A 13670-nucleotide genomic window follows, 5' to 3' on the forward strand; every position below is an offset into this window, starting at 1 on the left:
GAAAACCTACACCTACGAAGGGCAATAGGCTTGCCACCTATGAAGAGTCCACGTCCCCAATTCCACGTCGGCGAACATCTGACTGTATCTATTGAAAAAGTCGCCCACGGAGGGCATTTTATTGCCCGACATGAGGGTCAAGTCTTTTTCGTCCGGCATTCAATCCCTGGCGAACGAGTCGAGATTGAAGTCACTAGTACTGGGTCTAGTTTTCTTCGCGCCGATGTTCTTGAAGTGATCGAGCCTTCGCCTGATCGGGTCTCACCACCTTGCCGCTATTCGCATGCGGGTGGTTGCGGAGGCTGCGATTTTCAACATATTTCGATTATTCGCCAGCGCCAACTGAAAGCCGATGTGATTCGCGAGCAATTTAGTCGAATCGCAAAAATGGAAATCGACATTGAAGTAGAAGACGTGGGTGATCCTCTCCATTGGAGAACTAGAATCTCCGCGGCGACAAATAACATAGGTGAGATCGGCTTCTACGCCTCTCGTTCTCACTCTGTAGTCCCAGTGAAAGATTGCCTGATCGCTGCAGAATCGATCAAGTTTCCCGAACTTGCCCAGAGAACATGGCCGAAAGGGTCAAGGATTGAGATTTCAGCAAGTTCAGAAGGCATTCGTTCTATTGCAATTGCGCCAGCTGGGCGAGGATCCAAATCGCGTTTAACGGAAGGTCCCCAAATCCTGACCGAAGTGATCGACGGTCATAGCGTTGAAGTAAGTCAGAGAAGTTTCTGGCAGAGTCACGACGTAGCCCCGCAAATACTGACGGAAGCGGTGAGGGAAGACGTACAAGAAGGTGACCACCTCCTTGATTTGTACGGAGGAGTTGGACTCTTTACAGCTGCCCTGCTTGATCGCGTGGGTGCTAATGGACATATTGACCTTGTCGAATCGAGCCAATCGGCCACCGCGGATGCAAAGCGCAACTTTGCAAGTTTTCCGAATGTTTCGGTTATTACAGGTGATGTACTCAAGGAGCTTGGCAGAACTAGTCGGGCAGACGTTGTCCTGCTTGATCCGCCACGAGAGGGCGCGGGCAAAGAGACGATTGCCGCCATCGTGGAGTTAGGTCCACGCTCGATTCTTTATGTGGCCTGCGATCCCGCCGCGTTGGCTCGTGACACCGCCTATCTGGCCGAGAATGGCTATGAGATGGTTGGTTTGCGCGCCTTCGATCTATTCCCTATGACCCATCATGTTGAGTGTGTCGCACGGTTTACACCTTTCCAAAAGTGAGCAAGTAAGGTATCTTGATATCAAGATAAATGAGCGAGGTGGGATATGAGCAAGAATTCATTTAATTCCAAGGGCCAACTCGAGGTATCGGGTCAGAGTTACGAAATCTTCAATATTTCCAAGATAGATGGCGCGGCCAGCCTGCCCTTTAGTTTAAAGATCCTTCTGGAAAACCTGCTTCGCACCGAAGATGGGGTCAACATCACCGCGGCGCAGATCAAGGCGCTCGCCAACTGGGATCCATCTGTCGAGCCGGATACTGAAATCCAATTCACTCCTGCCCGCGTCGTTATGCAGGACTTCACCGGAGTCCCATGCATCGTCGATCTTGCGACTATGCGTGAAGCTCTCGTTGACCTGGGTGGAGACCCCGCAAAAGTAAATCCTTTGGCGCCGGCAGAATTGGTTATCGACCACTCCGTTATTGCGGATGTTTTTGGCACCAAAGATTCTTTCGAGAAGAACACGGATATTGAATACGAACGAAACCGCGAGCGCTATCGCTTCCTGCGCTGGGGACAAGGTGCATTTGATGAATTCAAAGTTGTTCCACCCGGGACGGGAATTGTCCACCAAGTAAATATTGAATACCTTGCACGAGTCGTCATGACACGAAATGTGGGCGGCAACTTGCAGGCTTATCCAGATACTGTCGTCGGCACAGATTCGCACACCACCATGGTGAATGGCCTGGGCGTACTCGGATGGGGCGTTGGCGGAATCGAAGCCGAAGCGGCGCTTCTCGGTCAGCCTGTTTCGATGCTGATTCCTCGCGTCGTCGGATTCAAGCTGAATGGGCAGTTGCCTATCGGCACCACGGCGACCGACTTGGCCCTCACTATTACTGAGATGCTGCGCAAGCACGGAGTAGTCGGAAAGTTTGTTGAGTTCTACGGCCCCGGGGTCGTCTCCGTACCAATGGCTAACCGAGCCACCATCGGAAATATGAGTCCTGAGTATGGGTCCACGTGCGCAATTTTCCCGATTGACGAGGAGACTCTTCGCTATCTCACACTCACCGGTCGTTCGACCGAACAAGTAGCACTGGTTGAGCAGTATGCAAAGCAGCAGGGTCTCTGGCACGATCCGTCGCTTTCTCCTCGCTTCTCAGAACACATCGAGTTGGATCTTTCGACGGTGGTGCCTTCCATCGCTGGCCCTAAGCGACCACAAGATCGCATTTCGCTTTCGGGGTCCAAGGATGCATTTGAAAATATTCTTCCTTCCTATCTCTCTGAAAAAACTGAGAAGAAGGCAGTGGACGTTCATGTCAATGGCAAGGCGACTACCATCAAGAACGGTTATGTTGCCATTGCGTCCATTACTTCCTGCACAAATACCTCCAATCCTTCGGTGATGATTGGCGCTGCGCTCCTTGCGAAAAAGGCGGTCGAAAAGGGACTTACATCCAAGCCATGGGTGAAAACGACTCTGGCACCTGGATCCAAGGTTGTTACGGACTATTACGACAGAGCAGATCTGACCCAGTACATGGAGAAACTCGGTTTTAACCTCGTCGGATACGGATGTGTGACGTGTATCGGCAACTCCGGTCCGCTTCCTGTCGAGATTAGCAAGGCCATCAATGAGCACGATTTGGCTGTCACAGCGGTGCTCTCCGGAAATAGAAACTTCGAAGGACGCATTAGCCCAGATGTAAAAATGAATTACCTCGCTTCGCCACCCCTAGTTGTTGCTTATGCCATCGCCGGCACGATGGACCACGACTTTGAAACTGATTCTCTTGGTGATGATAAAGATGGCAATCCCGTCTTCCTCAAGGACATTTGGCCAACCTCAGAGGAGATTGCCACTGTTATCGGAGATTCGATTTCATCTGCAATGTTCACCAAAGATTATGCCAGCGTCTTTGATGGTGACTTCCGCTGGAAATCACTTGATACCCCAATGGGAAAGACTTTCGAATGGGATGCCGATTCGACATACGTTCGAAAACCCCCGTATTTCGACGGCATGCCTGCACAGCCACGACCCGTAGTGGATATTTCACATGCCCGCGTCCTTGCGGTGCTTGGAGATTCAGTTACTACTGACCACATTTCTCCTGCGGGCAACATTCGCGTGGATTCTCCAGCAGGTAAATATCTCATCGAGCATGGCGTCGACCGAAAGGATTTTAACTCTTACGGCTCGCGTCGCGGAAATCATGAGGTAATGATTCGCGGAACATTCGCCAATATCCGATTGAAGAATCTACTTCTTGAGGGAGTCGAAGGTGGGTTTACCCGCAACTTCCTTGACAACGGTGATCAGAGCACCATCTACGATGCCTCTGTTGCATATCAGGCAGCGGGAATCCCACTCGTAATCCTGGCCGGTAAAGAATATGGTTCTGGATCATCAAGAGACTGGGCAGCAAAGGGAACAGCACTCTTGGGAGTCCGTGCCGTGATTGCCGAGTCATTTGAGCGAATTCACCGATCTAACTTGATCGGAATGGGCGTTCTTCCCCTCCAATTCAAAGAGGGAGAGACGGCTAAGTCACTTGGTCTTGATGGAACAGAGATCTTCGCTATCGCGGGTATCGCAGCCCTCAATACTGGGGGAGTTCCAAAGGAAGTAACCGTCACCGCCAACGGAAAGAGTTTTGGCACCAAGGTTCGAATTGATACGCCTGGTGAGGCTGACTACTACCGTCACGGTGGAATCATGCAATACGTCTTGCGTTCGCTCATTACGGATTGAGAATCTCGCTCGCCGACCTAGACTAGGGCGGTGATAGACTCCCTTAATTCTCCGCAAGACCTGGCATCCTTCTCTACCGAGGAAATGTCGGCTCTTGCAGGAGAGATCCGCGCATTTCTCATCGAGAAAGTGACTAAAAGCGGGGGACATTTAGGTCCCAACCTCGGAGTAGTCGAACTCACTCTGGCAATTCATCGGGTTTTTCAATCGCCTAAAGATGTCATTCTTTTCGATACTGGCCACCAGAGTTATGTCCACAAGATTCTGACGGGCCGTGCGGCGGGTTTTGATCTGCTGCGACAAAGGGGTGGCCTGGCCGGCTACCCATCTCGCGCGGAGAGCGCACATGATGTGATTGAAAATTCTCATGCCTCCACTTCGCTCTCATGGGGCGACGGAATATCACGCGGTTTTGCGTTGCAAGGCAGAAACGACCGAAGCGTAGTCGTTGTCGTGGGCGATGGGGCTCTTACCGGCGGAATGGCCTGGGAGGCGCTAAATAACATAGCGACATCCAAAGATCAGAGACTTGTAATTGTAGTTAATGACAACGAACGTTCTTACTCACCGACGATTGGCGGACTTGCATCGCAGGGAATGTTTGAGGATCTCGGTCTGAAATACATAGGCCCGATTGACGGTCATGACATTGCAGCTATGGAGAGCGCGCTGGAGAAAGCGAAACACTTTGGCGCACCGGTGATAGTGCATGCACTCACCAAAAAGGGACAAGGATATTCACCCGCCATTGCCGATGAAGCCGAGAAGTTTCACGCCATTGGCATCCTTGATCCAGAGACCGGCCAACCACTTGCCAAGAGCAGTATTAGTTGGACAAATGTATTCTCGAAAGAATTGGCCGAAATCGGGCAAGAGCGAAAAGAGATTGTTGCGATCACTGCAGCGATGCTCGGTCCTACTGGGCTTGATGAATTTCAACGCCGCTTCCCTGAGCGAACTGTCGATGTTGGAATCGCCGAACAACATGCGCTTACCAGCGCAGCGGGCCTGGCCTTCACCGGTATGCACCCGGTCGTTGCTCTTTATTCCACATTCCTAAACCGGGCTTTTGATCAACTTCTCCTTGATGTCTCCTTACATCACGCCGGCGTTACTCTCGTACTTGATCGAGCCGGCATTACTGGAGATGACGGACCTTCCCACCATGGAATGTGGGATCTTGCACTGACTGGGATAATTCCCACCCTGCAGGTAGCTGCACCTCGCGATGGAACTCGCTTAAAGGAAAGCCTTAGAGAGGCTCTCAACGTCAACGATGCCCCAACCCTTATTCGCTTTCCCAAAGGCGCTCTTCCGCAGGATATTGGGACCATCGAACGTGTTGACGGGATTGATTTCCTGTATCGCTCCGAGAGTGATGATGTCCTTCTGGTAAGTGTGGGTGCATTTGCGCATTTATCGCTGGAGGTGGCAGCGCAGGCGCAGCGTGAAGGAGTAGGAGTCACAGTTATCGACCCACGTTGGGTGAAGCCACTCCCACTTTCCTTGTTGGACATTGCGCAGAAGTATTCGCGAGTTGTGGTCATTGAAGATGGAATTCGGCACGGGGGAATTGCAAGTTCTCTTTCAGAGATGTTCCGCGATGCACAGAGCGCAATTCCAATTCACTCAATCGGCGTGCCTCTTGAATTTATTGAACATTCAAAACGCGCGGAAATATTGCATGATCTGGGTATTACTGTGCAGGATATTTCACGTTCGATTCTGGAGTGGCACAGTTATCCTTCAGGGAACAATTTCTTTAAGGCAGAGATGCAATCCCAGGAGCATGAAAGCGAGATCCGCAAACCGATTCGCTGACTCCGACGCGGTCCAAGTACGGCAAGATTCCACCAAGAGTGAGTGGCCATCCAGCGCCAAGGAGCATGCAGAGATCTATCTCAGCAGGGCTCGAGACGACTCCTTCATCGAGCATCATGCGAGCCTCTTCCGCGAGTGCATTGAGAGCGCGCATCCGCACTTGCTCGGCAGAGGAGGGTTTGTCGCCTTTCTCCACCAGCGCGAGTGCAACAGGATTCGGATGATTCTTTCCATCCTCACCCTTTACGTAGAAGTTCCTCACTCCTTCTTTCACCAGGCGCCCCATTGTCGGTGAGATCCGATAGCGCGGTCCAAGATTCTTATTCAGTATCTCGGTCACATGGAGTGCAACCCCCGGACCAACGAGTCCGAGCAACTCAAAGGGGGTCATTGGGAAGCCAATACTGCGCATTGAATTATCCGCAACCTCTACCGGTGTTCCTTCATCAATAGCATCAGTGATCTCACCCATGAAGCGAATCAGGAGTCGGTTGACGACAAATCCAGGGGAGTCCTTAGTAATGACCATTGTCTTCTTGAGTTCTTTGCCGATGTTGACCGTTGTCGCCGTTGTGGCGTCATCAGTCTTGTTGGTTCGCGCGATCTCAAGCAGCGGCATAACCGCAACCGGATTGAAAAAATGGAATCCGATGACTCTCTCGGGATGTTCCAACCCCTGTGTCATTGCTTCCACGCTGAGTGAAGAAGTGTTGGTAGCAAGTACGCACTCTGGCGAAACAATCTTTTCTAGCTTCTTAAAGAGTTCTTGCTTGAGGGCAAGTTCTTCGAAGATGGCTTCGATGACGAAGTCAGCGCCAGCAAAGGCACTTTGATCGACCGATCCCGATACGAGTGAGATCAATCGACGTGCTGTCTCTTCGGTGAGCCGCTTCTTCTCCACCAATTTATTGATCTCTGAATGGACCCAAGCCACGCCCTTATCCACACGGGCTTGATCCAGATCAGTCATCACCACCGGGCATTTCAGATTACGAACCATGATCAGGGCCAGTTGGGATGCCATGAGACCAGCGCCAACGACACCGACTTTGGCAACCTTTCGTGCAAGGGCGGCCTTCGGTGCACCTTCCACTTTCTTCCGTTTCTTTTGGATGAGATTAAAGGCGTAGAGAGATGCACGGAGGGCATCGCTCATCGTTAAATCAGCAAGTGCTTGATCTTCGGCGTCAAAACCTTCGCTACGTGTCGCAGTGCGAGCACCGGCGATGAGTTGAAGAGCACGTTGTGGCGCGTCAATCTCAGCGCCGCCGTACTTCTTGAACGCGGCCGCTTGTCCTGTCGCAATCGCCTTGTCCCAATTGGAATCTTGGGAGTAGTCCGTTCTTTTAATCTTCTTCTTTCCGCTCAGTACGTCTGCGACAAAGCCAACGGATCGTTCGAGATAGTCAGCAGGTTCGTACACCGCATCGACAACTCCCAGGGCAAGCGCATCTTTGGCTTTCAACATCGTGTTGTTGTTCAGGGGATTGAGAACGATTACCTGTACTGCACGTTCTGGTCCAATCAACTTGGGAAGCAACGTTGCGCCGCCCCATCCGGGTACTAGGCCAAGAAAGACCTCAGGCAATCCAGTCATTGCTGTGGTTGCGAGAGTTCGATAATCGCAGTGAAGTCCGAGTTCGAGTCCACCGCCTAGTGCAAGACCGTTGATAAAACCAAAGGTTGGAATCCCGCACTCACCGAGCCGGCGGAAAACATCATGACCGAGTTTGCCAATTCCCAGAGACTGTGAACGCTCACTGATAGATCCAAGCCCGCGCAAATCTGCACCCGCAGCAAAGATGAATGGTTTTCCGATAACGGCTATCGCATCGGGCTTACGCGAGACGGCCTCAGAGATCGCGGCATCGAGGGCGAGAAGTGATTGCACGCCAAAAGTATTTGGTCGATTGAAGTCTTCTCCGTTGTCAATCGTAATGAGAGCGAGATCGCCTTTGAATCCAAAGGCGGACAGGTCTACATTGCGGACAAATGCCTGTGTCACGACTTCATCTGGTGCGCCAGCGGGAACGTGTAGGTCCGTCATTTTATTTGGCTCCATTCCAGTGCGGGTTCTCCCAGATGACCGTGCCACCCATTCCCAATCCGATGCACATGGTCGTGATTCCATAGCGAACTTCTGGGTGCTCTTCGAATCCTCGCGCAAGGTTGAGCATGAGGCGCACTCCTGATGATGCAAGCGGGTGTCCCACAGCTATCGCTCCGCCATACGGATTCACCCGCGCGTCATCATCTGCAATTCCGAAGTGGTCAAGGAACGAAAGTACTTGGATGGCGAATGCTTCATTGATTTCAAAGAGTCCGATATCTGAAATGTTCAATCCGGCTTTTGATAAGGCTTTTTTTGTCGATGGAATCGGCCCGTAACCCATGACCTCAGGTTCTACCCCCGCAAAGGCAAAAGTAACCAACCGCGCTTTGATAGTGAGACCTAATTCGATCGCCTTCTCTTCACTGGCCAAAATTGCTGCCGTTGCTCCGTCATTGAGACCTGCAGAATTTCCCGCTGTGACTCGACCCGCTGGGCGGAAAGGAGTTTTCAAACCTGCCAGCGCCTCGAGAGTTGTGCCGGGGCGGGGAGGTTCATCCACTGTTGCAATACCCCAACCTAGTTCGGCGCTGCGAACAGCCATCGGTATGAGATCGCGCTGGATTTTGCCTGCTTCATAAGCCTTTGCAGTTTTCAACTGTGAATTCAACGAATATCTATCTGCACGCTCGCGTGTGAGGTGAGGAAATCTGTCATGTAACCGCTCGGCGGTATTACCCATTGCGAGCGCATCACTGTCAACGATTTTCTCAGCGAGGTAGCGCGGATTGGGATCTATGCCATCTCCAATCGGGTGATTGCCCATATGTTCAACGCCACCGGCAATTGCAATGTCGTAAGCCCCAATGCCGATGGCTCCAGAGATTGTGGTGACGGCCGTAAGTGCGCCAGCACACCAACGATCAACGGAATAACCCGGAACAGTGTTAGGCAGTCCGGCCAATAAAGAAACGCTACGACCGATATTCATTCCTTGGTCACCCGTCTGTGTTGCGGCAGCAATGGCAACATCATCGATCTGGTCAGGGGAGACTTTCGGATTTCTCTCCAGCAGCCCACGTAGGACACGCACCATCAGATCATCGGCACGCGTTCCAGCGTAAAGGCTCCCGGCCTTTCCAAAAGGGGTTCGAACTGCATCAACAAGGACGACTGATTTCGACATATGCATTCCCTCTACTCAGGCTGGATCGCAGATCACGGTGATAGAAGGTTACTCGTGAGTAGGTAAAAAAGGTACCCACGACTTTTCTCACTGTATCTCCGAGACTATTGGCAGACTATTGCCACCGCCGCTATCTTTTTGAACTATTCTTCGAAGCTCCCCTTGAGAGAGTCTTTGAGAACGATGGTGCCAGGTAGGTTGACAGAATGGTGACGAGGTAGACGAACCAGACACCTACCTGAAGCCAGGTGCTGGTGGTCGAGAAACCAATCGAACCCGAAAGAATACTGGCAATGAAGGAATCGGGGTTTAACCATGAATCGATATTCCATGCCACAGAATCCAATCCAGGCAGCCATCCGGTCTCTTGCAGATCGCCAATTCCGTGGGCGAGAACACCGGCAGCAACAACAATCAATGCGATGCCAGTAATTTTGAAGAATTGGTTCAGGTCAAAGTGAACGGTCTGTCTATACATTAAATATCCAAGGCCAATCGCGGCAGCAAGTCCCAGAACCAATCCCACGGAAGGACCAAAAGAAGATTTCACGGTCGTGAAATTGGTATAGATAAAGAGGGAGGTTTCAATTCCCTCACGGCCAACCGCGACAAATGCAGTGATTGCCATCGCGAGAGAGCCCATCGTGACTGCGCTATCGACTTTCTTTTCAAGTTCACGTTTGAGATTTCGGGCGGTGCGCTTCATCCAGAAAACCATCCAGGTCACTAATGCCACGGCGACCACGGAGAGAATTCCCGCAAATGCTTCTTCGGCACCCGGCGTCAATTCACTGGAAGTAAAGCTCAAGATTGCGCCCAACCCCAGACTCAAGACAATGGCGACTAAGACACCAATCCAGAGGGGAGTGCGCAGGTGAGATCTGTTGGTTTTGACCACATAGGCCAGGAGGATGCCGATGATGAGGGCAGCTTCCAGGCCCTCGCGCAGTGCGATTATAAAAGTACTCAACATGCGAGCAATTTAACGCTCAATGTCGAATTACGCAACTCAAGTGTTGCGTAATTAATCTCACTCCCTAGGCCTCAGAGATCTCCACGTTAGCGGGCAGTGGTTGCGGCTGGGGGATCGGTTCACGCTCCAACAGGGCGTGTGCGAGGAGCGGGGCGACGATGGAGATCTGCCAGGGACGGGCTCCACGCTCTAGCAGGGCGTCCCGGACTCGTTCTGTGTGAAGTGAGGTGGTTGAACCTTCTGGCGGCGACCAGCAGATACGGCGGACGAGATCTGGGGAGATGAGATTTTCGGCCGGAATGGAGAGCGATTCCGCCTCCTTCTCGATGCTGGCACGGGCATGGGACAGGGGCGCAAATTTATTGGGAAACTTCTCCCGCCAGATCTTTATGGGGGGCATGGAATCTGCCTCGATTCTCACGGGCGGCCACTGATTTTCCGGGGTTCCTTTACCCGCTTCTATGGCGCGCAGCCAGTTCGGGGCATGTTCAAACCAGCGCGCTCGCGCACCCATTGGTCGCAAAGCCTGCTCCATCTCCTTTCGGTTCTGGGGGATACGAACCGAAAGTTCTATCAGGGCGGCGTCGGAGAGCAACTTTCCCGGTGCAATGTCCAGGTGGCGCGCCAGCGTGTCACGTTCGTGCCAAATTGACTTAATAATTGCCAATCGTCGCCGTTCTTTGATCTTGTGAATTCCAGAAGTTCTTCGCCAGGGATCCTTCCTGGGCTCTGGCATCGGTGCATTGAGGATGGCCTTAAATTCTTGATCAGCCCATTCCAATTTTCCTTGGATTCGTAAAGTATCGTTTACTTTCTCGCGCAGTTCGATGAGTAATTCGACATCCAAGGCGGCGTAGTTGAGCCAATCATGCGGCAACGGTCTCGTGGACCAGTCCACAGAACTGTGTTCTTTTGCGAGTGATACTCCGAGCAGACTTTCAACGAGAGCGCCCAGTCCAACGCGAGGTAGTCCGGCAATCCGTCCCCCCAATTCTGTGTCAAATAGTTTTGATGGGATGAGTCCAACATCGCGTAGACATGGAAGGTCCTGGGTACTCGCATGCAGAATCACTTCGTCGCTGTTGAGAAGTTCGTTAAGGGCCTCAAAAAGTGGATGCACATTTTCTGGTCCCTGTGATTGAAACGGGATTGGATCGATCAGATGCAACCCACCGTCGGTTCGTTTTATCTGAATGAGATAAGCACGGGAGCTGTATTTGTATCCGGATGCTCGTTCAGCATCAATAGCGAATGGTCCCGAACCTGTCGCCAGGGTGGCGATAGCGCGTTCGAGTTCGGACTCGGTGGTTATTGCGGGAGGCGTTCCATCAGCGGGGACCAGTAGTGGAATTGCTCCTTCTGGCTCTTGTGAAGTTGTCTCTGTCATCGATTAGCGCGATCCACGGGGCGGTGGTTTGATAACTGAGATGCCCTCGGGGATTGGAGTGAGTCCTGCGACTTCAGCAAGGAGTGTGCACCAGCCATCAATGTGAGTCTCGATCCCTTCACTTTTGGCGAGCACTGGCGTCCATGATGCACGGATCTCGATCTCGGCTTCGTCATTGCGAAGTGACAATTTTCCGAAAGATGAACTGGCCACTCGTGTCACGGTTCCACTCGCTGCCACATACTGACAACCTGCCAGGGTGAGAGATTCAAGCAACCAATTCCAGCCAACTTCCGGCAGGAGAGGATCTTCCTGCATCATCATGTCTACATCGGCGCGAATGTAGGTGACGCACCTGTAATCACCTTCCCAAGTATCTTGCCCACCTGGTTCGTGTAGGAGTACAAAACGACCGGATGCAATCTCGTCTTCTTCATCACCTGAAAGACCGTTGCTGACATCAGCAGAGAAGGCAAATGCATGCGTTGCCAATTTTTGTGGGGCTGGAACTTCTTCAAGAACTATTTCTGCGCGTGGAACGAATGAACGTAATGTCTTTACAACGGCCTCAAAATCTCGCGAATCCACTACCTCAATGTAAGGAAAATTACGACAGAAAGGTGGGAGGCGGGGCGGTAACCTAGTCCACGTGGCCCTACTTCTTGCACTTTTCTCCAGCGTTCTCTGGGGCAGCGCTGATTTTGAAGGCGGCAGGATGGCCAAGAAATTTCCGGCCATTGCTGTCACGGGAGTATCGCAAGCATTTGGACTTGCGGTAGGCATGGGACTCGTTCTCATTACGGGCGAATGGCGCGCTCCTGCCTTTGGCGCCCAGGGTTACTTCTTTCCGGCGGTTATCGCTGGAGTAACTGGCTACCTTGGGCTCGTGGCCCTCTATGCAGGGCTGGCAACCGGAAGAATGGGAGTCGTTTCGCCAATAAGCTCGCTGTGCGCAATTATTCCAGTGACGGTCGCTCTGGTAAGTGGAGAACATCTTCCCGTGAGCACAGGTATAGGAATTGCAATTGCTCTAATTGGAGCGTTCTGCGCGAGTGGGCCGGAAATTTCACAGGGACTTCCATTTCGACCGGTTCTTCTTGCCATTGGCGCAGCTGTTGGATTTGGCACGGCACTCTCTTTTATGGCACGTGGTTCGGTTTCAAGCGCTCTCATGACTATGGTGATGATGCGTATCACAACACTTTTTATCTCGATCGGACTTGCTGCAAAGTACCGAACTACAGGGGGATTCGCTAAGAGCGATCTTCCCCGGTTGATTTACATTGGTGCGGCAGATTTCTTGGCCAATGTTCTACTTGGGGTTGCATCGACGAAAGGTTTAGTTTCCATTGTTATGGTTTTAGGTTCTCTATTTCCGATCATGACTGCAGTTCTCGCGTATAAGATTTTGCATGAAAGATTACATCGGATTCAGTACGCCGGGATTGTTCTGGCGATCGCTGGGGTGGCGATCATCTCAGCTTCCTGATGGGAGCGGACGCCACTAGTTAAATAGCAGTTAAATAGGTTGGGTGCAGGAATAGAAGATCGTGGCGTCTTTTTCATGGTGCTCCACCACTTTGAAATACGAAAGAAGTTCGGTTAGGTCAGCCCGATTCTCGCCGCCCGACATCGGAGTCACGCTCAGATTTAATTGTGATATCAATCCCACCGAAAGCAACTGGCCGATCATTGAAACGCCCGCTTCAACAAAGATAGCGGGGCCGAACTCCTTCTCCGCTTTTCTCACGGCCTCGAGCGGGGAGAGATTCCACCAGTGCGCTTTGGGATTCTCTCCAATGACTGCAGGGTAAGAGTGAGAGAGGACGACAAGGGGCACAGGTGTGCGGCGATATCTTTCGTGACGCGCTGTGTTGCCACCGATCATGATGACGTCACTCTTGCGGCGACTAACCAAGAACTGGGCGCGATCCGCCGGGGTTGTTACCCCGTCCGAATTGCCTAAGAAAGATGTCGAACCATCAGTACCCATCACTAGAGTTGCCTGGACACTCATGGCGCCAACAGTAACTCTCTGAGTCCCTGATGAGGTGTCAGTGGTGTTTGCTACCTTTTCGGTATGTTGATTAATTGCGATACCTGCATCATGCGTGATATTGCCTGCTCTGATTGCGTGGTCTCCACCCTGCTTGCCATCCCTGGAATGGCCCCTCCTGAGGTCAGTGAGGCAACGGCGCAGGCCATCGAACTCCTTTCTTCCCGCGGAATTGTCCGTCCGATGCGTTTTCTGAGAGCGGTTCAAGGCTAATTCGCAGGTTCGGCGCCTCTTCTGAGGTTGAGTCGA

The 13670-nt window shown here is 52.0% G+C and carries 11 protein-coding genes; 5 read left to right on the plus strand and 6 right to left on the minus strand.

The annotated features are described in order from the left end of the window. Positions 1-39 precede the first annotated feature (39 nt). Genes VMW30_04495 through VMW30_04505 form a run of 3 tightly spaced genes read left to right on the plus strand, consistent with a single transcriptional unit; the run spans position 40 to position 5769 of the window. Entirely contained in the window at positions 40-1242 is a 1203-nt protein-coding gene (locus VMW30_04495; protein ID HUW87619.1) for a TRAM domain-containing protein, read from the plus strand. Positions 1243-1287: 45 nt separating this feature from the next. Next, entirely contained in the window at positions 1288-3948 is a 2661-nt protein-coding gene (gene acnA / locus VMW30_04500; GenBank protein ID HUW87620.1) for an aconitate hydratase AcnA, read from the plus strand. Positions 3949-3978: 30 nt separating this feature from the next. Beyond that, the gene (locus VMW30_04505) at positions 3979-5769 is read left to right on the plus strand and encodes a 1-deoxy-D-xylulose-5-phosphate synthase (protein ID HUW87621.1); all 1791 of its coding nucleotides are present in this window, start codon (positions 3979-3981) and stop codon (positions 5767-5769) included. Here the strand turns inward: VMW30_04505 and VMW30_04510 are convergent. From VMW30_04510 to VMW30_04530, 5 genes are all read right to left on the minus strand, one after another. Further along, positions 5711-7816, minus strand: a complete 2106-nt coding sequence (locus tag VMW30_04510; GenBank protein HUW87622.1) for a 3-hydroxyacyl-CoA dehydrogenase NAD-binding domain-containing protein — start codon at positions 7814-7816, stop codon at positions 5711-5713. The two genes, VMW30_04505 and VMW30_04510, sit on opposite strands and share 59 nt — an antisense overlap. A 1-nt stretch (position 7817) precedes the next feature. Beyond that, positions 7818-9005 (minus strand): thiolase family protein, encoded by a 1188-nt coding sequence (locus VMW30_04515; protein ID HUW87623.1) that lies wholly within the window; start codon positions 9003-9005, stop codon positions 7818-7820. Between the two features lie 130 nt (positions 9006-9135). Beyond that, entirely contained in the window at positions 9136-9978 is an 843-nt protein-coding gene (gene efeU, locus VMW30_04520; protein HUW87624.1) for an iron uptake transporter permease EfeU, read from the minus strand. Positions 9979-10042: 64 nt separating this feature from the next. Continuing rightward, positions 10043-11365, minus strand: a complete 1323-nt coding sequence (locus VMW30_04525; GenBank protein HUW87625.1) for an HRDC domain-containing protein — start codon at positions 11363-11365, stop codon at positions 10043-10045. Positions 11366-11368: 3 nt separating this feature from the next. Beyond that, entirely contained in the window at positions 11369-11953 is a 585-nt protein-coding gene (locus tag VMW30_04530; protein ID HUW87626.1) for a DUF3000 domain-containing protein, read from the minus strand. 61 nt (positions 11954-12014) lie between these two features. On the opposite strand from VMW30_04530, the gene VMW30_04535 reads away from it, so the two are divergent. Then, positions 12015-12854 carry a DMT family transporter gene (locus VMW30_04535; protein HUW87627.1) on the plus strand — a complete coding sequence of 280 codons (840 nt, stop codon included), beginning with the start codon at positions 12015-12017 and terminating at the stop codon, positions 12852-12854. Between the two features lie 30 nt (positions 12855-12884). Here VMW30_04535 and VMW30_04540 read toward each other — a convergent pair whose 3' ends face one another. Continuing rightward, the gene (locus tag VMW30_04540) at positions 12885-13382 is read right to left on the minus strand and encodes a dihydrofolate reductase family protein (protein ID HUW87628.1); all 498 of its coding nucleotides are present in this window, start codon (positions 13380-13382) and stop codon (positions 12885-12887) included. Positions 13383-13445: 63 nt separating this feature from the next. On the opposite strand from VMW30_04540, the gene VMW30_04545 reads away from it, so the two are divergent. Further along, the gene (locus VMW30_04545; GenBank protein HUW87629.1) at positions 13446-13634 is read left to right on the plus strand and encodes a hypothetical protein; all 189 of its coding nucleotides are present in this window, start codon (positions 13446-13448) and stop codon (positions 13632-13634) included. Positions 13635-13670 lie beyond the last annotated feature (36 nt).

The organism is Candidatus Paceibacterota bacterium (genome assembly GCA_035530615.1).
Taxonomy (GTDB): Bacteria; Actinomycetota; Actinomycetes; order Nanopelagicales; family Nanopelagicaceae; genus QYPT01.

What these genes read in the sequence shown, in the direction of transcription:
- VMW30_04495 (HUW87619.1), top strand. Translation starts at nt 40, where the DNA reads ATGAAGAGTCCACGTCCCCAATTCCACGTCGGCGAACATCTGACTGTA.
- VMW30_04515 (HUW87623.1), bottom strand. Translation starts at nt 9,005, where the DNA reads ATGTCGAAATCAGTCGTCCTTGTTGATGCAGTTCGAACCCCTTTTGGA.
- VMW30_04525 (HUW87625.1), bottom strand. Translation starts at nt 11,365, where the DNA reads ATGACAGAGACAACTTCACAAGAGCCAGAAGGAGCAATTCCACTACTG.
- acnA (HUW87620.1), top strand. Translation starts at nt 1,288, where the DNA reads ATGAGCAAGAATTCATTTAATTCCAAGGGCCAACTCGAGGTATCGGGT.
- VMW30_04545 (HUW87629.1), top strand. Translation starts at nt 13,446, where the DNA reads ATGTTGATTAATTGCGATACCTGCATCATGCGTGATATTGCCTGCTCT.
- efeU (HUW87624.1), bottom strand. Translation starts at nt 9,978, where the DNA reads ATGTTGAGTACTTTTATAATCGCACTGCGCGAGGGCCTGGAAGCTGCC.
- VMW30_04510 (HUW87622.1), bottom strand. Translation starts at nt 7,816, where the DNA reads ATGACGGACCTACACGTTCCCGCTGGCGCACCAGATGAAGTCGTGACA.
- VMW30_04540 (HUW87628.1), bottom strand. Translation starts at nt 13,382, where the DNA reads ATGAGTGTCCAGGCAACTCTAGTGATGGGTACTGATGGTTCGACATCT.